At 43.8% G+C, this 23,321-nt stretch carries 21 protein-coding genes and 1 riboswitch; of the genes, 18 read left to right on the top strand and 3 right to left on the bottom strand.

All coding sequences use genetic code 11. The features are described from left to right. Positions 1-337: 337 nt before the first annotated feature. The 10 genes from H171_RS11160 (at position 338) to H171_RS11115 (ending at position 9,130) form a co-directional block, all read left to right on the top strand. On the top strand, positions 338-595 hold the full coding sequence (locus tag H171_RS11160) for an HPr family phosphocarrier protein (RefSeq protein WP_100305209.1): 258 nt from the start codon (positions 338-340) through the stop codon (positions 593-595). Between the two features lie 134 nt (positions 596-729). Then, positions 730-1,821 (top strand): DUF871 domain-containing protein, encoded by a 1,092-nt coding sequence (locus tag H171_RS11155; RefSeq protein ID WP_100307495.1) that lies wholly within the window; start codon positions 730-732, stop codon positions 1,819-1,821. 47 nt (positions 1,822-1,868) lie between these two features. Then, positions 1,869-3,788, top strand: coding sequence for a BglG family transcription antiterminator (locus H171_RS11150; RefSeq protein WP_100305208.1), 1,920 nt, complete (start codon positions 1,869-1,871; stop codon positions 3,786-3,788). 149 nt (positions 3,789-3,937) lie between these two features. Then, complete coding sequence (locus H171_RS11145) at positions 3,938-4,276, top strand: PTS lactose/cellobiose transporter subunit IIA (protein WP_100305207.1); 339 nt, start codon at positions 3,938-3,940, stop codon at positions 4,274-4,276. A 39-nt stretch (positions 4,277-4,315) separates the two neighbouring features. Further along, the gene (locus tag H171_RS11140) at positions 4,316-4,636 is read left to right on the top strand and encodes a PTS sugar transporter subunit IIB (protein WP_100305206.1); all 321 of its coding nucleotides are present in this window, start codon (positions 4,316-4,318) and stop codon (positions 4,634-4,636) included. 59 nt (positions 4,637-4,695) lie between these two features. Beyond that, the gene (celB, locus tag H171_RS11135; protein WP_100305205.1) at positions 4,696-6,027 is read left to right on the top strand and encodes a PTS cellobiose transporter subunit IIC; all 1,332 of its coding nucleotides are present in this window, start codon (positions 4,696-4,698) and stop codon (positions 6,025-6,027) included. Positions 6,028-6,042: 15 nt separating this feature from the next. Further along, entirely contained in the window at positions 6,043-6,567 is a 525-nt protein-coding gene (locus H171_RS11130) for a GrdB-related putative oxidoreductase (protein ID WP_100305204.1), read from the top strand. 15 nt (positions 6,568-6,582) lie between these two features. Then, positions 6,583-7,551 carry a N(4)-(beta-N-acetylglucosaminyl)-L-asparaginase gene (locus H171_RS11125; RefSeq protein WP_100305203.1) on the top strand — a complete coding sequence of 323 codons (969 nt, stop codon included), beginning with the start codon at positions 6,583-6,585 and terminating at the stop codon, positions 7,549-7,551. 3 nt (positions 7,552-7,554) lie between these two features. After that, positions 7,555-8,712, top strand: a complete 1,158-nt coding sequence (locus H171_RS11120; RefSeq protein WP_100305202.1) for a Sapep family Mn(2+)-dependent dipeptidase — start codon at positions 7,555-7,557, stop codon at positions 8,710-8,712. Positions 8,713-8,908: 196 nt separating this feature from the next. Then, positions 8,909-9,130, top strand: coding sequence for a sulfurtransferase TusA family protein (locus H171_RS11115; protein WP_100305201.1), 222 nt, complete (start codon positions 8,909-8,911; stop codon positions 9,128-9,130). Here the strand turns inward: H171_RS11115 and H171_RS11110 are convergent. Continuing rightward, positions 9,120-10,019, bottom strand: coding sequence for a LysR family transcriptional regulator (locus H171_RS11110; RefSeq protein ID WP_100305200.1), 900 nt, complete (start codon positions 10,017-10,019; stop codon positions 9,120-9,122). The genes H171_RS11115 and H171_RS11110 overlap by 11 nt on opposite strands. Positions 10,020-10,270: 251 nt before the next feature. Between H171_RS11110 and H171_RS11105 the strand changes: the two genes are divergently transcribed. From H171_RS11105 to H171_RS11080, 6 genes are all read left to right on the top strand, one after another. Then, positions 10,271-10,957 carry a YeeE/YedE thiosulfate transporter family protein gene (locus H171_RS11105; RefSeq protein WP_100305199.1) on the top strand — a complete coding sequence of 229 codons (687 nt, stop codon included), beginning with the start codon at positions 10,271-10,273 and terminating at the stop codon, positions 10,955-10,957. Between the two features lie 28 nt (positions 10,958-10,985). Continuing rightward, positions 10,986-11,213, top strand: a complete 228-nt coding sequence (locus tag H171_RS11100) for a sulfurtransferase TusA family protein (RefSeq protein ID WP_025232355.1) — start codon at positions 10,986-10,988, stop codon at positions 11,211-11,213. A 29-nt stretch (positions 11,214-11,242) separates the two neighbouring features. After that, positions 11,243-11,791 (top strand): YeeE/YedE thiosulfate transporter family protein, encoded by a 549-nt coding sequence (locus H171_RS11095; protein ID WP_186802526.1) that lies wholly within the window; start codon positions 11,243-11,245, stop codon positions 11,789-11,791. Positions 11,792-11,865: 74 nt separating this feature from the next. Further along, positions 11,866-13,086 (top strand): FAD-dependent oxidoreductase, encoded by a 1,221-nt coding sequence (locus tag H171_RS11090; protein ID WP_100305198.1) that lies wholly within the window; start codon positions 11,866-11,868, stop codon positions 13,084-13,086. A gap of 428 nt (positions 13,087-13,514) precedes the next feature. Then, entirely contained in the window at positions 13,515-15,233 is a 1,719-nt protein-coding gene (locus tag H171_RS11085) for an ABC transporter ATP-binding protein (RefSeq protein WP_100305197.1), read from the top strand. Between the two features lie 3 nt (positions 15,234-15,236). Beyond that, positions 15,237-17,078: an ABC transporter ATP-binding protein gene (locus H171_RS11080; protein ID WP_100305196.1), complete on the top strand. Its 1,842-nt coding sequence runs from the start codon at positions 15,237-15,239 to the stop codon at positions 17,076-17,078. 43 nt (positions 17,079-17,121) lie between these two features. Here H171_RS11080 and H171_RS11075 read toward each other — a convergent pair whose 3' ends face one another. Beyond that, the gene (locus H171_RS11075; protein ID WP_100305195.1) at positions 17,122-18,012 is read right to left on the bottom strand and encodes a helix-turn-helix transcriptional regulator; all 891 of its coding nucleotides are present in this window, start codon (positions 18,010-18,012) and stop codon (positions 17,122-17,124) included. Between the two features lie 515 nt (positions 18,013-18,527). Between H171_RS11075 and H171_RS11070 the strand changes: the two genes are divergently transcribed. Beyond that, on the top strand, positions 18,528-20,291 hold the full coding sequence (locus H171_RS11070) for a diguanylate cyclase (RefSeq protein ID WP_166433609.1): 1,764 nt from the start codon (positions 18,528-18,530) through the stop codon (positions 20,289-20,291). Between the two features lie 12 nt (positions 20,292-20,303). On the opposite strand, the gene H171_RS11065 is transcribed toward H171_RS11070, so the two are convergent. Beyond that, the gene (locus H171_RS11065) at positions 20,304-21,629 is read right to left on the bottom strand and encodes a sensor histidine kinase (RefSeq protein ID WP_100305193.1); all 1,326 of its coding nucleotides are present in this window, start codon (positions 21,627-21,629) and stop codon (positions 20,304-20,306) included. A gap of 358 nt (positions 21,630-21,987) precedes the next feature. Continuing rightward, positions 21,988-22,070: riboswitch (glycine riboswitch) on the top strand. Between the two features lie 164 nt (positions 22,071-22,234). Between H171_RS11065 and gcvT the strand changes: the two genes are divergently transcribed. After that, entirely contained in the window at positions 22,235-23,317 is a 1,083-nt protein-coding gene (gene gcvT, locus H171_RS11060; RefSeq protein ID WP_100305192.1) for a glycine cleavage system aminomethyltransferase GcvT, read from the top strand. Positions 23,318-23,321 lie beyond the last annotated feature (4 nt).

The following is a 23,321-nucleotide window of genomic DNA, read 5'->3' as shown; positions in this document are numbered from 1 at the left end:
TCAGATTTATACAAGACTTATTTCCGGGTTCGGAATTAGGAACTGTCGAACTCAAAACAGTTACTCTAAAACGGATCCGGAAAATATGTATGAAAAGGGGGCTGCGCACAGATGACATATGATTATTATGCGATTCCCCAATTACTCACTGTAATTAGGTTATGGCAATAAAATCTGTATAATTTCACTGTGGATAATTATGGATTGTATGTTAAAATATGGAGAGGATTTATCTCCTGCTGTAAATAGCTGGAGTCAACCTACTGCAACCGCCAGTGTCATGCCGTTCTGACATTGGCTTATCGTTTTCGCATGAATCGTAAAGGGTGATGATGAGATGATTAGTTATGAATACATTGTATCGGACAAGCAGGGGCTTCATGCCATCAATGCTTTGAGGCTGAGCAAGGTGGCATCGGAATACGAGTGCCGTATAACCCTTAAAAGCAGGAAAGGCACAGCGGACTGTAAGAATGTACTCTCGCTCATAAGTCTGGGAGCACGTCATGGAGAATGCCTGGAGTTTATTGCAGAGGGACAGGATGAAAACAAGGCAATGGATTTTCTTAAGGAGTTTCTTAAGACCAATTTATAAAGAAACAAGTTATTTCCTAGCAATTAGGAAATAGATTTACCTCCAGACTCTTTCTTGAAGGACTATAGTTAATATCAAAGAGCCATCCGGTACGAATGTACCGGATGGTTAAATATAAGAGAGGGGTTAAACTTATGGCAAAATTGGGTATTTCCGTTTATCCGGAACATTCTACCGAAGAAAAGGACTTGGATTATATCAGAAAAACAGGGAAATTGGGGTATAAGAGAATCTTTACCTGCCTCTTAAGTGTGGAGGAGAGCAGGGAAGAAGTGATCGGCCGTTTTCAGAGACTGGCGGATGAAGCTCACGCCTGCGGTATGGAGATCATACCGGATGTGAGTCCTGCCGTATTCTCCCGGATGGGAATCTCCTACGAGAACTTATCCGTATTTCAGGAAATGCATGTGGATGGCATCCGTCTGGATGAAGGCTTTGACGGCATGAAGGAAAGTCTTATGACTTACAATCCCCAGGGGCTTAAGATAGAGCTCAATGCCAGCACCAAGCTGGCCTACGTAGAGAATGTCATAGACCACCATCCGGATCGTGAAAAGCTGATTACCTGCCACAATTTTTATCCCCAGAAGTATACTGGATTAAGCCTTAAACAGTTTAATACCTGTAATGATAAGATGAAATCACTTGGGCTTAAGGTAGCAGCCTTTGTATCCAGCAATGCGCCAGGAGCATACGGTCCTTGGCCCGTTAACGAAGGTTTGTGCACTCTGGAGATGCACCGTGGTCTTCCGATTGATTTTCAGGTACGCCATCTGCTTGCCACCGGTATGATAGATGATGTGCTTATCGCAAATGCATATGCTACTGATGAGGAACTCAAGGCTTGCGCTGACTTAAATACCAGCATCCTGACCTTTGGTATCCAACTGGAGAAAGAACTGACTCAGACCGAGCGCCAGATCCTGAATTATGAACTCCGTCATGTGGTAAGAGGTGATTTGAACGACTATATGATCCGTTCCTCCGGCCCCAGAGTCACTTTTGCAGAACGGTCTATTCCTGCCGCCAATACCAGAGACTTAAAACCGGGCGATGTGGTTATATTAAATGATGGCTATCCCAAATATAAGGGGGAACTGCAAATCGTCACCAAAGACATGCCAAATGACGGCCGCAAGAACGTGATCGGTCATCTTCCTGAGTATGAACATGTTCTGCTGGATTATGCAAAACCATGGACGGTATTTGCATTCTATATCCTCTAAACAAGGGATTTTACGGAAGAATACAGCAAGTAAAGGAGTATTTAGACATGCAGAATCAAAGACAGGAGCAGCTGCTTGCCATTTTATCAGAGCTGGGAGACTGGATAACCAGCCGACGCCTGGCTGTTCTTCTGCAGGTGTCGGACCGTACCATACGCTCCGATGTAGAATCCATCAACAGACACATGACCCCGCCTCCCATAGAGTCTAATGTGCGGCGGGGTTACCGCATCTGTGAAAATGCCAGTCTATCGCCTTTGCCGCCAAAAGAATCCAGGGGGATGGATATTCCCCAGACTCCAGGTGCCCGCTGCGCTTACATGATTCAGAAGCTGTTATTCGAGGTGAAGGAACTGAACCTAACTCTTCTCCAGAGCCAGATCTATGTCAGCGGAGCCTCTATTGACAATGACTTAAAGCGTATACGCAAGATGCTGGAACCCTATCCTGGTTTAAGGCTGGTCCGCAATAAGGAATGCATATCCTTAAAGGGGGATGAAGCCGGAAAACGGCGGTTTTACAGGGATTTACTGATGGCCGAGGTACAGGAGAACTTCCTGAACTTAAATATGCTGGCAAATCTATATAAAAGCTTTAACTTAATTGAGGTAAAGGACATATTCGTGGATGTGCTGAAGGAATACGATTATTCCATTCATGAATCCATGTTTCCCATGCTGATCCTGCACGCCGGCACCAGCATTGAGAGAATGAACTGCGCCAACTATATCAGTATGGAAGAGGAGATGCAGGGGTTGGAGGATACCATCGAGTACCAGATTTCCAAGGACTTCTTTGACCGCATTTCCAAACGCCTGCATATAAAGATCCATGAGGGAGAAGTGGGGATGTTCGCCCTGGTCGTCATGGGCAGAAAAGCCTCCAATTATACCGACGATTACGTGAATTTCTGCGGCAGGTGGCTGAGTACCAGGAAAATGGTTGGCGAGGCTCTGGAGCAGATATACACTCTGTTCGGGCTGGATTTCCGGCAGGATGGGGATCTTATTGCCGGTCTTAAGATGCACATCCACGGCCTGGTAGAGCGTGTCAGGAATCAGGTCCGGATGGAGGATGTGTTTGTGGAAGAAATCAAACGCAAATACCCTCTGGTCTTCGAGATGGGAATCTACGTGGTGGAATTTCTGGAAGACAGGCTTAAGACTCCCATATCCGATGCAGAGAGCTGCTATATCGCCCTTCATCTGGGAGCTGCCAGTGAGCGTATGAAAACAGAAAGGAAATATCATGCTGTAATGATCCTGCCTCATAACCAGTCTTTTTCTGATATGTGCGTGAAGAAAATTTCCGATATGTTTCGTGAGAGGATGGAAGTGGTGAAGGTCTTTGGTTATTTTGAAGAGGAGGTAGTGTCTTCTCTGGATCCAGATCTTCTGCTCAGTACATTTCCCCTGGAACATGGGTTGAACGTGGAGACCGTCTCCATTAACCTATTCGTGGATTCCGAGACAGAATCCAGGATTCTCCAGGCCATCAACCGGCTGGATAAGAAAGGATTCCGGCTGGAATTCTCCTCCCACATCGGAAGCTTAATCCGCAGGGAACACTACCACACAGAGGTGAACTGTACAAATCCGGAGGAAATTATCCGCATGCTGTGCTCCGGTCTGGTACAGGAGGGGGTTGTGGATCCGGAGTTTACAGATGTGGTATTAAAGAGGGAGCAGATGAACCCAACCTCTTTTGTGAATATATTTGCAATTCCTCATGCGTTCGGAGCCTTTGCCGGGAATTCAACCATTGCGGTGGCCCAGCTTAAGAATCCTGTGAAATGGGGTGTCTTTGAGGTGCGGCTGGTTATGCTGTTTGCCATCAATATAGGGGATGCAAGGATGATTAAAATCTTCTTTGACTGGATATCCAACATCGTGAATCAGCCAGAGGAGCTGGCAAAATTGGCGGCTCCCTGCGGATATGAGGAATTTATCGACCGGATCATGGAGTGAATTTCCTAAGAGCTAGGAAATGCCTTTAAGGAAAAAAGTGAATAAGAGCCTTATAATTATAATTAATTAAGGCAGCTTAAGTTAAGATGCAGCAAACAAAACGGTTTTGCTGCATTTTGCATTCATCAACACATTCAGGAGGCAGCAATATGTTAGAGGGATTAGAGACCATTTGCTTTAAAATCATATCCAATGTAGGCGGAGCAAGGTCCAGCTATATTGAGGCGATCCAGAAGGCAAAGCATGGGGATTTCGCCGGTGCCGGGGAATGTATGAAAGCCGGTCAGGAAATGTTTCTGGCAGGACATGAGGCCCACTTTGAACTGATCCAGAAAGAGGCCCAGGGGGAGCCGGTGGGCGGATCCCTGATTCTGATCCATGCGGAAGACCAGCTTATGAGCGCGGAAGGATTCAAAATCATCGCAGAAGAGATGATTGCCAGCTACAGAAGGATCATAGAGCTGGAGGAGATGGCGGGGAGTAAATAATGGAAATAAAAAAATGCAAATAGCAAGGAGGATTTTACAATGAAACGAGTGTATTTATTCTGCAGTGCAGGAATGTCAACCAGCATGCTGGCTAGCAAGATGCAGAGCGTAGCCAACGAGCATAACCTTCCCATTGAAGTGGAAGCTTACCCGGATGGAAAGATCGGACAGATCATCGATGAAAAGCATCCGGATGTAATCCTTTTGGGACCTCAGGTCAAATACCGTTACGGTGAGATTGTGGAAAAGTATGGAAGCAAAGGGATCCCGATACAGGTCATTGACCAGGCCGATTACGGCATGATGAATGGTGAGAAGGTCTTAAAATCAGCAATAAAACTTTTAAAAGCTTCCAAATAAGGCTTTAAAGGCAGAACTTCCATAATCGCAAAAACAAATAAAAACGGGGGAATAACAATATGTTAAGTAAATTAGAGTCAATACTCATGCCTTTGGCAGAGCGAATCGGAAAGAACAAGTATCTTATTGCAATCCGTGACGGCTTCCTGCTGTCCATGCCGCTGTTAATCGTGGGTTCCTTTTTCCTGCTGATTGCCAATTTCCCGATTCCCGGGTGGACTAATTTCTGGGCAAGGTTCTTTGGGGAGAACTGGGATGCCTACTTTGCCAAGCCAACCGATGCCACGTTCTCAATTATGGCAATGCTTGCAGTCGTTGGAATCGGCTATTCCTTTTCCGAGCAGATGAAGGTAGATAAGCTGTTCGGCGGTGCCGTATCACTGGTATGCTGGTTCTTAATCATGCCTTATAAGATCATGGTAAATGATACTGCTGTGTCAGGCATCCCCCTGGGCTGGGTGGGGTCCAAGGGAATCTTCGTAGGAATTATTGTAGCGTTCTTATCGGTACACATCTATGCGTGGGTCAATAAAAAAGGGTGGATCATCAAGATGCCTGACGGTGTTCCTCCTACAGTGGCAAAGTCTTTCTCTGCCCTGATTCCTGCCGGAATTTCCGTGCTGGTGTTTTTCATCATAAACATTATATTTGCCATGACCCCATATGATAACGCATTCAACTTTGTGTTCACCATCCTGCAGACTCCTCTCCTTAAGCTGGGCAACACCCTTCCGGCTATGGTAATCGCTTATATCTTCCTCCATCTCTTCTGGTTCTTCGGAGTAAACGGCGGTTCCGTAGTAGGTGCGGTATTCAATCCCATCCTTCAGACCTTGTCCGCGGAGAACCTGGCTGCATTCCAGGCAGGCCAGCCGCTGCCCAATATAATATCCCAGCAGTTCCAGGATCTGTTTGCCACGTTTGGCGGCTGCGGCTCCACTTTGTCGCTGCTGATTGCAATGCTGTTTTTCTGCCGCTCCAAGCGTATCAAGGAGTTAGGGAAACTGGCATTTATCCCTGGCCTCTTCGGAATCAATGAACCCATTGTGTTCGGCCTTCCCATCTTACTGAACCCAATGATTCTCATTCCTTTCATGCTGGTGCCCACCATCAACATTGTGATTTCCTACTTCTGCATGAGCATCGGCCTGGTTCCTCTGTGCTCTGGTGTAGCAATCCCGTGGACCATGCCTGTTATCCTCTCCGGGTTCCTGGCAACCGGCTGGCAGGGCGCTTTGCTTCAGCTGATTCTTCTTGTTCTGGGCGTATTCATCTATATGCCATTTATTAAGATGATGGATAAACAGTACATGGAAGACGAGACCAGGAAAACTGAGAAAACTGACGACGATGATATTGATCTTAACGATCTTTCTTTTGATGATCTATAAAATGAGGTGTACGGTATGAAGCTTATTATGATATATGACCAGATTCAGTCAGGACTTGGAACCAAGGACGACACTATGGTTCCCCTTACAGGGAAAAAAGAGCCCATCGGACCAGCAATTATGATGGAACCTTTCTTAAAACAGGTGGACGGACACATCATGGCCTGTCTGTGCTGCGGCAATGGCACTTACCTTGCCGATCCGGAGGAGGTCAGCCGCAAGCTTTGTGCCATGGTGAACAAGCTGCAGCCGGATGTGGTAATGTGCGGGCCAGCCTTTAACTATGCGGACTACGCGCAGATGTGTGCCAAAGTGGCCTGCGATATCAACACCACCACCAAGGCAAAGGCGTTTGCAGCCATGTCTGCGGAGAATGCAGATACCATTGCAGCTTATAAAGATAAGGTATCGATTGTTGAAACGCCGAAAAAGGGCGGTCTGGGCCTTAATGATGCCTTAAGAAATATGTGTACTCTGGCCAGGGCTCTGGCCGACAGTGCGGACACTTCAGCGCTGATTCATGAATTCTGTTTTAAATAAAAGGAGGCCTTTGCTATGTGGGGTATGATAGCAACCTGGCGTATGGCCGTAGAAGGGATTACAAAGGGAGCTGAGATGCTAAAGGAATGCGGCGACGCAGGGGATGCCATCGAGTTGGCCATCCGTCAGGTGGAGGACTTCCCTTATTATAAATCCGTTGGCTACGGCGGACTGCCTAATGAGGAAATGGAAGTGGAAATGGATGCCGCCTATATGGATGGCAATACACTGGATATAGGAGCTGTGGCTGCCATCAGGGACTTTGCCAATCCAGTGTCTATTGCCAGACGCTTAAGCCGTGAGAAAGTCAATAGCATGCTGGTGGCCGAGGGGGCCGAGAAATTCGCCCACAAGGAAGGCTTTGAGCGCAAGAATATGTTGACAGACAGAGCCAGGGCACATTACAGGAAGCGGGTAAAGGAGATGGCGGCTAAGGCAGCAGCTAAGGAGCTTAAACCTTATTCCGGCCATGATACCGTGGGTATGGCCTGCCTGGATGGGAATGGCAAGATGACGGCAGCCACTTCAACCAGCGGTCTGTTCATGAAGAAAAAGGGCCGGGTAGGCGATTCTCCTATATCTGGTTCCGGCTTCTATGCCGACAGTAAGAAAGGAGCCGCCAGCGCTACCGGTCTGGGTGAGGATCTGATGAAAGGCTGCATTTCTTATGAAATCGTCCGGCTTATGGGAGAGGGAATGCATCCTCAGGAAGCCTGCGAGACAGCGGTGAACCGGCTGGATGGAGAACTTCGGGAACGTCGGGGCGAAGCTGGTGATATATCCCTCATTGCCATGAATCCTAAGGGTGAGTGGGGGGTCGCCACAAATATCGAGGGATTTTCTTTCGCGGTGGTCACTGAGGAACTGGAACCCACGGTTTACCTGGTAACCCGTGGGGAGAGCGGCCGCTGCACTTATATGAAGGTTTCCGATGAGTGGATGGAAAATTATATGAAGACGCGCATGGCGCCCATAGAGGAATAAGATATGGGATATGGAACGATTGAAAATGAATCAGATAAGAAGATCCTGGACTTCGTGGACCGGTTAAAGGACCGGTTCATCAGCAGTGTCCAGGAGCTGGTACGTATTGACAGTGTGGAAAGGGAGGCCTGTGACGGGGCTCCCTTTGGCACCGGTGTGAAGCGCGCACTAAATTGCGCCCTGGATATCAGCGCGCAGTTGGGATTTTACACCGTGAACCTGGATCATTATATGGGATACGCTCAGTATGGCATGGGAGAAGACTATGTCTGCGCCATCGGTCATGTGGATGTGGTCCCGGTGGGAGAAGGCTGGAAACAGCCGCCCTTCAGCGGTTATCTGGAAAACGGAATGATCTACAGCAGGGGAGTGCTGGACAATAAAGGACCAATCATGGCATGCCTCTATGGCCTGGCCGCCATTAAGGAGGCCGGACTTGTTCTTAAAAATCCAGTGCGCATCATCTTCGGCTGCGACGAAGAATCCGGATTTGAGGATCTGAAGTATTATCTCTCAAAGGAGAGGCCGCCTCTTTATGGATTCACACCGGACTGCAAGTATCCGGTGGTGTACAGTGAGAGGGGCAGAGCCGTGGTGCGGATCATTGGCAGTATGGAGCATTTGGAAACATTCTTCGATTTTGTGAACAAATATTTTATCGGAGCCAAGAATACAGGCGACCGGTTGGGGATTGACTTTAGCCACGAGGAATATGGCATGATGGAGATGCGGGGATATAAGCTGAGCATGGCTCCAGACAGCCTCTGCAGTGGGAGACAGGCGGCCTTTGATGTGACATTAAGCTATCCGGGAGGCGTTGCCATAAAGGAAATCATGAGGCGCATCTGCGGTAAGGCCGGGGCAGAGGGGCTTAAGGCCGAACTCATACAGAATTATGACCCGGTGGTATTCCCAAAGGACACGCCTATGGTTAAGGCCATGCAGGAGAGCTATGAACTGGTCACAGGGCAGGATGGTACTCCTGTGACCACCACAGGCGGCACTTATGCAAAGGCCATGCCTGGCATTGTCCCCTTTGGCCCAAGCTTCCCTGGTCAGAAAGGAATCAGCCACAATCCCAATGAGTGGATGAGCGTGGAAGATTTAATGACCAATGCAAAGATTTATGCACTGGCTCTTTACCGACTGGGACAATTATAGCTTATGGAGGAGCTGTACTGCCGTGGTTAACGAGGTCCCCTGCGGCTTTGCGGCTGCTTCATTATTGCAAGATATATTGAAAGTTCCCTATTGATAGTCAGCAATCTTTTAGATAAAATGAATCAGTACCCTGTTTTTTGTTAGATCTTAAGCACAGCAGCCTGTGAAGGTATAAGAATGTGCAGAAGGAGCGCTTATGGTAAAAATTGACTGCCTTGGTGATATGTGTCCGGTACCTGTCTTGAGACTAAAAAATGTTATTGATTCCATAAAAAACGGTGAGGAATGTATGTTGGTTACGGATCATAGCTGTACAATTTCTAATATCAAATCGTTTTGTAATGCAAATAATTTGCAATATGATGCGGAAGAAGTCATAAACGGTGTTTGGGAAGTAACTATATCTGCTAACAAATAGTCTCTTTTAATATTGCTTCCATATACTTAATGAGTTTAGACGATTCATAATTGAGAGGAACACTGCCAGCATTTTTTATGGAATAATATTCGTTGTCAAACTCCAGGCATGGACATTCAACTATGCGGAGTTGTTTGTTGTATAATTCCTTCTTGATTGCCATGTAGGGTAGAAAAGCGAGCCCAAAACCATTAATTGCGGACAGTTTAATGGATTCCGTGGATTCAAGGGCATAAGGGATATGCAGCTGATTGATGCGGATTCCGTTTTTGTTCAGCATTTTATCCAGTACCTGTCTTGTTTTTTGGGCTTTTACCAGCATCAGCAGTGGATAATGATAAAGATCCTGGCACTCTAACTGGGCAGGAACCTTCATTTTTTCTCCGGCAACCAGAAAAACGCGGTCGGTAAATACCTTTTTAGCAGATAGATTCTTATCCTTGGGCTTGCCTATGATGATTCCCATATCGGCAACGCCTTTTGATATTTTTTCCTCTATGATTCTGCTGGACATCATCTCCATATTAAGGCTATATTCCGGATACTTGTTTTTTACATGGTAAAACGTGCATGGCAGGGCATAGGAATATACACAGGGAGAAGCGAGAATATGTACGGTTTTATTTTGATTCTGTGCATTGGTGATATCAACCAGCATTCTGTCATAGGACGATAAAATCTCAAGAGCGCGGTTATAAACAATCATACCGATGTTAGTCGGAATCACACCTTGATAGTTCCGTTCAAAAAGCCGTGCACTGAATTCCTGTTCCATGACTCGCAGCTGCTGGCTTAATGCGGACTGGCTGATATTCATCTGTTCGGCAGTTTTTGAGATGCTGCCGGATTCCACTATTTTTATAAACATTTTCAGGTTATGAATGTTCATATTACCCCGCCTTTCTGAATTTAACTATGAATCAGTCATTTGAGCTGTTAAAAACTTAACAGTTCTTTTTTTGTTCTTTTATTATAGCAAATATAATTCGGTGTGGCTAGAGTGATAAAATAATGGGTTATAAGTAAATCTTATGACATATCAGATTCTTGATTAACCGGATTCTGATAAGTGTGGTATAATTTGAATTGTGATTTTGTTATAATATTAACAAATACTATTTTTAAGAAAGGGGGATTTACGTGTCAGAGGTTAACACAAAAGTTGGTGGGGAAAGAGTGCGTAAGCCAAGAAAACCGAAAAAAAGCCAGATCCCATACGCAATTCTGGTTACAATCCTGATTATTGCTTTTGGATCTTATTTGGCAGGAGGGAGCAATAAGCTGCCTGTTTATTGGGGATTCGGTATTGCGTTCGGGTATATCCTGCAGCGTTCACGTTTCTGCTTTACGGCAGCATTCCGTGATCCATGTATAACAGGAAGCACATCTGTAACAAGAGCCGTACTGGTTGCAGTTGCAGTTGCCAGCGTTGGTTTCTGGGCAATCAAGTATGCCGGTATATTGGCAAATGCGGATTCCAATCTCAACATGGTTGGCGTAGCGCCCATCGGTTTGCCCTTAGCTGTCGGTGCAGTACTGTTTGGCATCGGAATGGTTATTGCCGGCGGCTGTGCATCCGGAACCTTGATGCGCGTTGGAGAGGGTTTCACCATGCAAATGCTGTCTTTGGTATTTTTCATAGCAGGCTCTTTCTGGGGTGCACATGATATGAATTTCTGGAGCAAATTCAATGCAAATGCACCGAAGATCTTTTTACCGGACGTGTTTGGCTGGTTTGGTGCAATCGTTGTACAGGGACTAATCATTGTGCTGTTATACATAGCAGCTGTCAAATGGCAGGAAAAGAAAATGGGTAGTGCAGAATAAAATAATTGAAAATTAAAGGAGATATAAAATGGCTGAATTTACATTAGATTGTCTGGGAGAGGCTTGTCCAGTCCCGCTTATGAAAACTGAGAAGAAAATCAATGAGTTATCCGTTGGTGACGTTCTGGCTGTATCCATCGATCATAGCTGTGCAATGAAGAATATTCCTGAGTGGGCTAGAAAACAGGGACATAACGTAGAAATCGAAGAAGTAGATGATGGAGAATGGGAAATTGTCATCGAGAAGACGAAGTAGATAACTTCTGTGAAAGCAGGTGAATAAATTTGAAACAATTTTTTATTAAGCTTGGCGATCATCCCATTTACAAAAAGCTGTTAAAAGAACCCTTAACATACGTGGCCGGTGCTGTATTGCTTGCAGTATTTCAAATTGCCCATTTTGCAGCTTTTGGCAGCGGCTGGGGTGTAACAAGCGCATTTGCTAACTGGGGCACCTGGATTTACAAGGCTCTTGGCGGTGACGCAAGCGGCTGGGTATATTATGCATCAGAAAAAATGCAGAAGGAACTAAATACCAGCTTTCTGGCAGACGGTGCTTCCATCCGCAATCTGGGCATTGTACTGGGTGCATTTGCTGCAACGCTGTTTGCATCTCAGTTTAAGATCAAGAAGATCAAGTCTTTACGGCAGGTAATTGCTGCAATTCTTGGTGGTTTGTTAATGGGCTATGGAGCAAGACTTGCAAATGGTTGTAATATAGGAGCGTTATTTACCGCAATTGCATCCTTTTCCTTATCCGGATGGGTATTCGGTGCATTTCTGTTGGTAGGAGCTTTTCTGGGAAGCAAATTATTAGCCAAATACTTTATGTAACTTGTAATCATGGGGCGATCATATTTGATTGCCCCTATAAAAATATAAGAATATTCAGAGAGGAACAGGTTGCAATGACTAAAAAAACAGAATCATATGACGTTGTAATTATAGGGGGCGGAGCAGCCGGCTTAACTGCAGGAATATATTGCGGCAGAGCCAAGCTGAAAACATTGATCATAGAAAAAACTCTGGTAGGCGGGCTTGCTACATATACCAATGAAATAGAGAACTATCCCGGTTTTCCGGATGGGGCGACAGGCCTTGGACTGATGGAATTATTTCATAAACAGGCCAAAAAGTTCGGTGTGGAGTTTAAATTAACTGATGTAAAATCCGTATCTCTGGAAGGAGATATCAAGCAGGTAGAGACATTTCGTACCATTTACCAGGCAAAGGTTGTAATTGTCGGAAGCGGCGGCAAGCCACGTTTGACCGGTGCCAAAAATGAGGATTTATATCTTTATGACAAAGGAATCTCTTTCTGTGCCACCTGTGACGCAGCGGCAAACACCGGAAAGACCGTTATGGTCATCGGAAGCGGTGACGCAGCCATTGAAGAAGGGATATTTTTGACTAAGTTTGCAGATAAAGTTATGGTATCAGTCATGCATGAGAATGGCAAAATGGACTGCAACGAGATTGCAAAGGCTCAGGCTCTTGCAAATCCGAAAATGGAATTTATCTGGAATACGGTTGTGGACAGTTTTGAAGGAGACGAAAGGCTGAACACAGTTGTATTAAAAAATGTAAAAACAGAGGAAAGGGTTCCTGTACATGTGGACAGCTGTTTTCTGTTTATCGGCTATCTGCCAAATACAGAAATATTCCGTGACATTCTGGACATGAACCGAGGCGGATATCTGATAACAAATGAACGGATGGAAACAAACATCCCCGGAGTATTTGCAGTGGGAGATGTACGTGACAAATACTTAAAGCAGGTTGCAACAGCGGTGGGAGACGGTGCCGTTGCCGGATACGGTGCAGAAAAGTATGTTTCAGAAAGTGAGATATTTGAAAAGCAGATTATGAATGAAGGAAAATCTTCTCTGGCATTCATTTATAATGCAATCGATCCCCATGCAAGAGAACTGCTGCCGGTTTTCAAAGAGTTTGAACAGGATCATAGCGACATCCGGGTATCCTGCATCGACGTTTATAAATCAGATGGCATTGCAAAACGGCTTGATGTTGAGAGTACTCCCTGTTTTGTCTGGATCAAAGATGGTCAGATTATGGAAAAGTATTACGGTGAAATAACTCCGGAGCGTATTAGCAGCATTTGTAAATAAGAGGAATACAATAGATTAAGTTCTTATTGAAACGTCCTGAGGCCAGTTTGGCCCAGGGCGTATTTTTCTATCTGCAGAATAATAACATGAAAAATGCCCCAAAATAAAATTTTGGGGCATTTTTCGTACATAGGGTTAAGCTGTTAACAACACTTCGCTAACAGCTAAACTGTTATTTCCGCATTGCCATCCATAGCTTGACACCTCCGTCTATAATGATGTGTTTTTGAACACAATGTTATTATGAGCATAATTAAAAAAAATATGATGGAAATATTTAGTAAATTAAAAAAGCAGACAAATATCCGATTGACTACAAAAGAATCCTCAGAAAATATTAACTTTCTGCATCTTGAGTGATATACTGTATTTTAACACATTTGGCAGAGATTTCAGGAATAAGATCATATTGGAAGCAGAGGAGAGTAATGAAACTTTATAGCAAATATTTCAGAAGATATAAAAAGCCGTTTTTCATAGCCGTTTTGTGCGTGACACTGGAAGCGGTCTGTGATTTGCTTGGACCTACGCTGATGTCACATATCGTAAACAGCGGAATTGAAAAAGGCTCTCTGAAAAAGGTTTATTACTGGGGCATGCTGATGCTCATTGTAACTTTGATAGGCGCATGCTTTGCCGTTGCGCGAAATATTTTGGCGAGCCACGTTTCTCAAAGAATGGGAGCGGATTTACGGGAAGACTTATTTGAGAAAATCATGTCTTTTTCCGAAGTAAGTGCGGATAAGGTTGAAAGCGGTTCGCTCATAACCAGGATGACGAATGATACTTCTCAAATCATACAATTTGTAAATGGAATGATGCGTATCTTCCTTAAGGCACCTGTTGTCTGTATCGGCAGCATGGTGCTGGCAAGCCTGCTCAATATCCGGCTCAGTCTCATCATATATGGGGTTGTAGCTGTCGTTACCATATTAATTTATTTTAGCATGAAACTCAGCTATCCAAGATTCTACCAGCTGCAAAAGGCTATGGATCAGATTAATTCTAAGGTACAGGAATATTTGATCGGTGTGCGGCTCGTCAAAGCGTTTGGTACTTTTGGAAAGGAAAAAGATAAATTTGAAGAGGCCAACCGGAATTTGATGCAGAAGGGTATCTCCTCTCAAATGGTCATTACAGTTATCTCACCTCTTTTAACATTGGCTGTGGGAATCGGAACGTCTGTTGTGATTTATATCGGCAGCAGACTATTTACAATGGACCTTGCTAATACAGGAGATATTACGGCTTTTACAATCTATATGGCACAGATACTTTCCTCTCTGATTATGATAACGAATGTATTTACCATGTTCGTCCGTACCAAAGCTTCTACAGCCCGGATCGGTGAAGTATTTGACTGTGAAGAAGATTGTTTCAGGAGTTATGAAAATAGAAAGCTGAGTGGGAAGATCACCTTTGAAAATGTTACCTTTGCCTATCCAAACGGCAGCGGGGTTCCGGCAATCAAAGATCTTTCCTTCTCCGTAAACAGCGGGGAAAGCCTTGCGATTATCGGCTCCACCGGGAGCGGAAAATCAACAATTACCTGGCTTCTGCTTCGTTTTTATGATGCGGACAGCGGAAAAATAATTCTGGATGATTACGAGATTAAAATGCTGGGTGCTGATGAAGTCCGGAGTAATGTAGCGGTGGTTCCGCAGAAACCAATGCTGTTTTCGGGATCAGTAGCGGATAATCTCAGATGGGGGGATAAACACGCCGCCACTGATGAGTTACGGCAGGCAGCTGATAAAGCACAGGCTGACTTTATCATGCAGATGCCTGATGGCTATGACAGTATTCTAGGAAGCGGCGGAGTTAATTTATCTGGGGGGCAGAAACAGCGTCTTTCCATTGCCAGGGGGATCCTGAAAAAAGCTTCTATACTGATTTTAGATGACGCGACCAGTGCGCTTGATGCCGTTACCGAGGCAAAGGTACGGGAAGGTCTTAAAGATAAAGAGTTTAAACAGACTGTGATTATGATTACACAGCGCTGCGGAACTGCCATGTCCGCAGATAAAATTCTGGTTATGGAGAATGGACGGAAGGTGGGATTTGGTGCCCATGAAGAATTAATGGAGTCCTGTGAAATCTACCAGGATATCTATCACACACAGATTGAAAGCGGTAGGGAGGCATAACGTATGGCAGAAAAATACAGTCAGCAACAGCCCAAAATACCGACGATGAGTCAGCGTCCGGGAGGCGGAAGAAATCGTTTTGCCCCGACTGCAAAACCCAAGAATGCAAAAGGAACTCTGCTTCGGATTGTTAAAATCTATATGCGGTGGGGGAAGACCATATTTGCGGCAATCCTGCTGACCATCCTCTCTTCCTTGATATCAGTAGCGATTCCATATTGTGTGGGTAAGACCTTCAATACCTTTGATATTACGAATAGGAGTGTGGACACCGCCAAGCTGGTTTCGCTGCTTATCCTCATATTAAGTTTCTATCTGATCAACTGGCTGCTTAATTTAATTAATGGAATCATGATGCTGCGGATCTCCCAGAAGCTGGTTTTTACGCTTCGTACTGAATTTTTTGGGAAAATGCAGAAGCTTCCCCTTGAATTTTATGATACTCGGTCTCATGGGGATACCATGAGCAGAATTACAAATGATGTGGATAATATCAGTTCTACCATAGCACAGACAACGACACAGCTGATCTCCAGCATCTTAACCCTAGTGGGTTCTCTGGCTGTCATGATCCATTTGAACCTGCCGCTTACCTTTATGGTTTTGCTGTGCGTGCCGCTGGTTTCTTTATTAACAAAAACGATTGCCACCAAAAGCCGTGATTACTTTTTAACACAGCAGAGAAGTCTTGGAGCACTAAACGGTGTCATCGAAGAGAATATTCTTGGTTTAAAAATGGTGAAAGCCTTTGACAGACAGGAAGATGCCATTCAGCAGTTTAAAGAGATCAATGAGCGATTATGTGAAAGCAGCAGTAAAGCCCAGGTCTGGTCAGGTTATATGATGCCGTTAATGAATGTCATCAATAATTTTGTATTTGCTGTTGTTGCGATCTTAGGTGGTATCTTATCAGTTAGCTATGGCCTGAAAGTAGGTACGGTAGTGAGCTTTTTAAGTTATTCAAAGCAGTTTGCACACCCTCTGAATTCGGTGGCAGGAATGTTTAATACAATACAATCAGCACTGGCCGGAGCCGAGCGGGTTTTCGAAATATTGGATTATGAGGAGGAAACCGAAGATCATATGGATGCGGTAGAGATCCAACATCCAGCCGGAGAAGTTTCCTTTCATAATGTGTGCTTTTCTTATGATAAAACAAAGCCGATTCTAAAAAACGTAAGTTTTCACGTATATCCAGGGAAGGTCATTGCATTAGTCGGAGAAACCGGTGCTGGTAAAACGACGATTGTAAATCTGTTAACAAGATTTTATGATGCGGACAGCGGTGAAATCATGATTGACAAGGTACCGGTCACCCATATCAAGCGGAACAGTTTAAGAAGATGCTTTTCCGTTGTGCTTCAGGATACCAGTCTCTTCAGTGGAACGATCATGGACAATATCCGTTACTCTAAGAATGATGCCACGGAGGAAGAAGTGATCCAAGCGGCGAAAATCGCCCATGCCCACGATTTTATTGATAAACTTCCAAAAGGTTATGCGACGAAAGTCTCTGCAGCTACCGATAATTTAAGCCAGGGACAGAGACAGCTGATATCCATTGCAAGAGCAGTTCTTTGTGACAGCCCTATTTTGATCCTTGATGAAGCAACAAGCAGTGTTGATACCAAGACAGAGAAAGAGATACAAAAGGCTTTGGTCAGTCTCATGCAGAACCGGACCAGCTTTTTGATAGCCCATCGTCTTTCAACAATCCGCGATGCGGACCACATCATGGTAATTGGGGACGGGCAGATCCTGGAAAATGGAAATCACCAAAGCCTGATGAACGAGCAAGGCCGGTATTATGAAATGGTTATGAGTCAGATGGGGAAGACACTATAAGACTGACATTCCAATAAGGAAATAACAGTATCTTCTCAATACGCTATTCAGTTTCCTTATCACCAAGTTCTGCTTGTATGTATTCGCTGGGAGTCATTGTTGTATATTTTTTAAAAACAGTAGAGAAATAGCTGCTGGTATTAAAATTCAACTGCATAGCCACCTCTGTTACAGGGATATCCTTGAGAAGCAGCATTTTTGAAAAGTTAATTTTTTTCTTATTGATATAATTCCGCGGAGAGATGCCTACGATCCGCTTGAATTTCTGTTTAAACTGTGAAACGGACAGATTACAGATTCCAGCCAGGGTATGCAATGATAATTCTTCCGTGACGTGATCATCCACAAACCGGACTGCTGCTTCGATATCATGAGTCAGATAATATCTGTCCTCTTTGGAGGCCGCGATCATTAACTGGAAGAATATAATCAGATATCCGGCAATCAGTAAGTGGCTTCCTTCGGACAGGGCCAGCTCAAAGGCTTTATCAAGCAGGGGACGGGTTTCCTTGATATCCGTGGATATGATATGTCTCTTTATACTTTTTAAATCTTGGATCAGTTGTTTTGCAGTTTCCTCATTTAAAAATAACAGGTTCTTCGGATCGCTGATATCGACCTGGAGCCGGTACTGCTCATTCAGGGAAATGGGAATTTCTCTTGTGCCGTGGACTTCACCAGGAAAAGAAATAAAGATATTTCCACCGGATACTTCACATTCAGATTCCTGCATATGAAAGGAAATGCTTCCCTTGGATATAAAGGTAAATTCAAATGCATTCTCATGATAATGGGGGATAAGAGGAAAGATCGTATTGTGGATATTGTGCATGGCAAACAGTCGTATACCCGGCAGGTTCAGTTCCTGCTGCGTTAGTACGATACGGTCTTTTGAATAGATATATTTATCATACCGGTTGATCGGTGAATCCATGGCTATGCCTCCCTGATTTTTAAAATTGTACAGTGTACTATTTAAATTGTAATATAAAATTGCAATTGTTACAATACATAGTTTTTCTCCTTTCAGAATTTAAGTTATTGTAACAAAAAAAGAATAGGGATTCGATACATTAATAATCTTACCTAATGCCAGAGCGGAAGACTATGAATAAGGTACAGAGATATGGTAACGGCGGCTTGCAGAAGGAAGCTGCAAAGAAGTAAAACACTATTCAACAAAATATTAGGGTGCTTGAACGGATACTGGTTCTGTTTGAGCGCCTTTTTATTACGAAAACTTTTCAGGGTGGCAAAATATAAATTCAGAACATAAAAAAACAAATTAAGTACATGAAAAGACAAAGCTGGCTTTCGTTGTTATATACTGATAATAAAATGTATTTATTGTGTATCAAGGTTAAAGCTAAATTAACAATATAAGATATGCTATAAAGGCTTATTCCAGATTTATGGTGCCGCATGCGCAGCGGCGGAATGGAGTTAAAGTTGAACAAGTTTATTTTTGAAAATATTTATAAAGATATAAATATCCCTGTCATTGTATGTGAGGACGGAGATGATATGATGGTATCCTTTGCCAACCGGGAAGCATATCTGCTTCTTAACCCGTCAATCATTTTGGATAAACCTGACGCAGATTCCTCCTTACATATTCCTCTCCGCCAATTAATGCGTTTTCAGAATGAAGGGGATCAGGATAATATCCGGCAGACGCTCGAACATGCCAGCTCTCTTAGCCAGTACTCATTAAAACTGATGTCACCTGAAGCGGGAGTTATTCCCGTAAAAATTGCCGCAAACATTGCAAACCTTGAAGAGTCGAAATATATCATAATATACATATATTATGACGAATCAGACTGTGATTTGTCGAATGAATATAATGATATTTTAGCCTATGTTTTGAATACATCTTACCACTCCACGGATATAAATCAGGCTGTGCAGATGATTCTATCCCGAGTGGGTGAATATATTGGTGTCAGCCGTGTGTATATTTTTGAGGATCTTTTTAATAATTACACACGCAATACCTATGAGTGGTGCGCACCGGGCGTAGAACCTGCGATACAGGATTTACAAAACCTATGCAAAGATGACTATAGCTATGATATCATAGTAGACCCCTCTGGCCTGTATGTTTCCGATGATGTAAGTACGCTTACTGAAAAGGACAGGGCCATACTGGAGCCGCAGGGAATCAAAGCGCTTGCTATACTGCCGTTATTCCAACAGGATATGTCGATAGGATTTATCGGCTATGACGACTGCGTTAAAACACGGCTATGGAGCTACAAAGAGCTGATGTTTTTAAAAGGGGTAGGCAGTGTCATATCCTCATTAATTATCAGGCGCAACGAGGAAACTGAGATTATCCGCAGCTATGAGGTACTGCAGACGATCAGCGACAATATTGACTCTATCATCTATGTAAATGATATGGAAACCTTTGAACTTAAATTTGTCAACAGGACCCTTTCCGAACAACTGGGTGTTAAATCGGAAGGACTGTTGGGCAGAAAATGCTGGGAGGTGCTGCAAAAGGGTATGAATGGTCCTTGCCCTTTTTGTCCGATTCCTAAGCTTCAATACAACGGCTGTGCTCCTGATAAGGGAGTGAAAGAATATGAGCATCAGAATACAATCACCGGCAACTGGTACTGGGTCAAAGATTCTGTCATCCGCTGGGTAGACGGTACTTTGGCTCATTTTGAAGTAGCGATCGATATTACCCTGAGGAAAAAGTATGAGGAGCAATTGCACTATTTTGCTTCGACGGATGTTCTGACCGGCGTATCTAACCGAGAATGGGGTGTCAAGATGCTGCATAAGACGCACGGTGCGATTCAGTTGACGAAACCTGCTGCGTCTTTATGCTTTATTGATATGGATGGTTTAAAGCCTATAAATGACATTTACGGGCATGCTGTGGGTGATGAGGCAATTAACACGGTTGCCCGTGCCATTTCCAGGCGCATCCGCAAAGAGGATATGGTTTGCCGGTGGGGTGGGGATGAATTTCTTGTTCTGCTTGCATGCGATGTTATGAATGCTGATGCAGTAATTCGTGAGATACAGGAAGACTTAAAAGCAAAGTCCGGGAACGATACCGGCCACTCATTATCCTTTAGTTATGGAATCGTCGATTTTACCATGTTTGATAGTGTGGAGGCTGCAGTCGCCGCCGCTGACAGTTCTATGTACAATAATAAAAACTCCAAATATTCGCGGATTAGAGACGGCCGATAAGCAAATCCCCAATTATGAGCTTCTGGGGATACAGATCCTGATTTTAAATATTCTTTTTTCCTGATCCGGATCTATTATTACCAGACCTCCAAGGCCTTCAACCGCTTCCTTTATGATATGCAGTCCAAATCCGTGAATCTCCTTATCTACTTTTGTAGTTGTCAGATGGCCTCCTGATAGGGACAATTCGCCGTTAAAAGAATTAGCTATCTCAATTGTTGCCCACTCCCGAGTTCCGGCGCCTGCAATTTCAATAAAGCGTTCTTCATCTGATATTTTACTGCAGGCTTCTATGGCATTATCGATTGTGTTTGAAAAAATACGGACAATGTCCAGCTCCGACATCCGTACATCTTTAGGAAGAAGTGCGTGTGCTGAAAAACGGATGCTCTTTTCTCCGCAGGCATTGGCAGCGTCCTGCAGGATAGCATCCAACAGAATATTATCAGAATAAGTTTTATGAATAAGTACCTCCCTTTGCATCGTGTCATGGATATCATCCAGCATACGTGCCGCTTTCTCATATTCATTGTTGTTCATTAAGACTTTAACGGAAGTCATCATGTTCTTATAATCATGGCGGAATTTGCGGTAGCTTTCCGTAAACTTGCGGTACGATTGATAATGCCGCACTTGACTGGACAGCTGCTCCTGCAGCTTGCGTGTATGCAGCTCGTATTCAAGTAATTCTACCACCTTGGCAGTATGGTGAAAAACAAATTGCATACATAGTTTACTTATAATGCTGGCTCCAAAATATAAAGCAGAATACCAGGTAGATTTGATTTCATTATAAAAGCGCCCATCGTTAATAAACATAAGAAAAAACAATTGGCTGATCAGGCAGACGACGGTAAAACCAAGCTGCTCATTGTTAGTAAACGCATACCTTGCCTTGTTATCCGGAACGATTTTCTTACGGACAAACGTGATGCTCAGTATAGATAGTAATACGGATAATGCTGTTACCGCATTATAATATTTATCATTCTGCAGGACATCCTGGATGCTGGTATGCAGAACCATCGAATAGATCGAACAGATAATTCCTCTGCTGCTATAGATAGAATACATGTAGACGCTGCCGGCAAAAATAATCTGTACCCGGTTTACACGAAACAGCAGAATAATGTCTAGCATAATCGAACCCATTATAAAAAAGACAGCGACCCGATGATCCAGAAACAGATAGGCCGGTAAAGTAATGCTGATATTGATGAAAACTGCAGCCGCATAAAAAAGCAAATGGTTTCTTTTGACCGGAAACATATTTTTGAAATAGCTAAAAAAATAAATATCATAAATAATAAGCATTAAAACGAGTTCAAGCAGCTGCATGCCTATTTTTCCTCCTTTAAGGGGTTTTCATTTTAATCCAATGGTAATCGATAGGTTCTCCAAAGTCCATAGACTTTAGATGGGAACAGATTATACTACACGTTTCCTACAAATAGACATTAGTAGTATAACACATGATACCTTTAATTTACATTCCATCTATGATCATTTCTTGTGCTGCAATAACATCGAGCGCACCATTTTCCTTGTTATGATTTTAACAAAAAGGATGATTTCAGAGATTGTTTGGGGGTGCCATGAAAGACAGCATCATAGTTGTCAGAATCATTCTAAAAGGTCATGTAAAAAATGATTGACAGTGCTAAAATACTCTGATAATATCAATAATAAATAACGGATGATGAATCAGAGAGAGAGCACAAACCTGTGCCGCCGAAGGGGAAGGCAGAAACTCTCAGGCAAAAGGATCGGATTCGGACGTAACTCTGGAGAACATTTATGTACCGACGAAGTTAATCTTTCAGGTAAAAGGACAGAGGCAGACAGGAATATCCTATAGGAATATTTCTTTCTGCCTTTTTTTGTGCATATAAACGGATGATGTTCCTATATTATCATATAAATTATTTAAGGAGGATTAAAACATGGAACTTAAAACACCGCTTTATGAAATGCATCTTAAGTATCACGGCAAGATGGTCCCTTTTGCCGGGTATCTTCTTCCCATCCAGTATGAAGAGGGGATCATAAAGGAGCATATGGCAGTAAGAACAAGGGCAGGGCTATTTGATGTCTCTCACATGGGAGAGATCATTTGTAAGGGGAAAGATGCACTTGAAAATCTTAATCAGCTGCTGACCAATGATTTTACCGATATGGAGATCGGACAGGCAAGATACAGTCCCATGTGCAATGAGCACGGGGGAACGGTGGATGATCTGATTGTTTATAAGAAAAAAGAAGAGGAGTACTTTATCGTTGTGAATGCGTCCAATAAAGAAAAGGATTATCAGTGGATGCTGGAACATAAATTAGGAGAAGTGGTGTTTGAAGACATTTCTGATAAAATCACACAAATCGCCCTGCAGGGTCCCAGATCACAGGAAATACTTATGAAACTGACCACAGATATACCTGATAAATACTACCATGCAGTTTTTGATGGTAAAGTGGCCGGGATCACATGTATGGTATCCAGAACCGGTTATACAGGGGAGGATGGTTTTGAGCTTTATTTAGACAATGCATATGCTGAGACAATGTGGGAAACGCTCATGGAAGCAGGCAGGGAATATGAACTGATCCCCTGCGGGCTGGGGGCCAGAGACACTCTGAGGCTGGAGGCCGGCATGCCGTTATACGGACATGAAATGAATGATGATATTAATCCGGTGGAAATCGGCCTTGGGTTTGCAGTGAAGATGCAGAAGGAAGACTTTATTGGAAAAAGCCATTTGCCGAACAAAGATTCTCTCACAAGAAAACGAGTGGGCCTAAAGGTAACCGGACGGGGAATCATCCGGGAACAGGAAGAGGTTCTTGCAGACGGGAAGAAGGCAGGCTTTACAACATCGGGAACCCATTGCCCATATCTGGGCTATCCGGCAGCCATGGCTATCCTGGATAAAGAATATACTAAAGCAGGTACGAAGGTAACGGTAATCGTCCGGGGAAGAGAAGTAGAAGCGGAAGTGGTTACCCTTCCATTTTATAAAAAATCAAAATAATCCA

The sequence above is a fragment of the [Clostridium] celerecrescens 18A genome (assembly GCF_002797975.1).
Classification (GTDB): Bacteria; Bacillota; Clostridia; order Lachnospirales; family Lachnospiraceae; genus Lacrimispora; species Lacrimispora celerecrescens.
This window is presented reverse-complemented; position numbering and strand designations above follow the sequence as displayed.

What these genes read in the sequence shown, in the direction of transcription:
- H171_RS11085 (WP_100305197.1), top strand. Translation starts at nt 13,515, where the DNA reads ATGAAACTTTATAGCAAATATTTCAGAAGATATAAAAAGCCGTTTTTC.
- H171_RS11160 (WP_100305209.1), top strand. Translation starts at nt 338, where the DNA reads ATGATTAGTTATGAATACATTGTATCGGACAAGCAGGGGCTTCATGCC.
- H171_RS11120 (WP_100305202.1), top strand. Translation starts at nt 7,555, where the DNA reads ATGGGATATGGAACGATTGAAAATGAATCAGATAAGAAGATCCTGGAC.
- H171_RS11130 (WP_100305204.1), top strand. Translation starts at nt 6,043, where the DNA reads ATGAAGCTTATTATGATATATGACCAGATTCAGTCAGGACTTGGAACC.
- H171_RS11080 (WP_100305196.1), top strand. Translation starts at nt 15,237, where the DNA reads ATGGCAGAAAAATACAGTCAGCAACAGCCCAAAATACCGACGATGAGT.
- H171_RS11155 (WP_100307495.1), top strand. Translation starts at nt 730, where the DNA reads ATGGCAAAATTGGGTATTTCCGTTTATCCGGAACATTCTACCGAAGAA.
- H171_RS11140 (WP_100305206.1), top strand. Translation starts at nt 4,316, where the DNA reads ATGAAACGAGTGTATTTATTCTGCAGTGCAGGAATGTCAACCAGCATG.
- H171_RS11090 (WP_100305198.1), top strand. Translation starts at nt 11,866, where the DNA reads ATGACTAAAAAAACAGAATCATATGACGTTGTAATTATAGGGGGCGGA.
- H171_RS11075 (WP_100305195.1), bottom strand. Translation starts at nt 18,012, where the DNA reads ATGGATTCACCGATCAACCGGTATGATAAATATATCTATTCAAAAGAC.
- H171_RS11145 (WP_100305207.1), top strand. Translation starts at nt 3,938, where the DNA reads ATGTTAGAGGGATTAGAGACCATTTGCTTTAAAATCATATCCAATGTA.
- H171_RS11065 (WP_100305193.1), bottom strand. Translation starts at nt 21,629, where the DNA reads ATGCAGCTGCTTGAACTCGTTTTAATGCTTATTATTTATGATATTTAT.
- H171_RS11115 (WP_100305201.1), top strand. Translation starts at nt 8,909, where the DNA reads ATGGTAAAAATTGACTGCCTTGGTGATATGTGTCCGGTACCTGTCTTG.
- celB (WP_100305205.1), top strand. Translation starts at nt 4,696, where the DNA reads ATGTTAAGTAAATTAGAGTCAATACTCATGCCTTTGGCAGAGCGAATC.
- H171_RS11125 (WP_100305203.1), top strand. Translation starts at nt 6,583, where the DNA reads ATGTGGGGTATGATAGCAACCTGGCGTATGGCCGTAGAAGGGATTACA.
- H171_RS11150 (WP_100305208.1), top strand. Translation starts at nt 1,869, where the DNA reads ATGCAGAATCAAAGACAGGAGCAGCTGCTTGCCATTTTATCAGAGCTG.
- gcvT (WP_100305192.1), top strand. Translation starts at nt 22,235, where the DNA reads ATGGAACTTAAAACACCGCTTTATGAAATGCATCTTAAGTATCACGGC.
- H171_RS11110 (WP_100305200.1), bottom strand. Translation starts at nt 10,019, where the DNA reads ATGAACATTCATAACCTGAAAATGTTTATAAAAATAGTGGAATCCGGC.
- H171_RS11100 (WP_025232355.1), top strand. Translation starts at nt 10,986, where the DNA reads ATGGCTGAATTTACATTAGATTGTCTGGGAGAGGCTTGTCCAGTCCCG.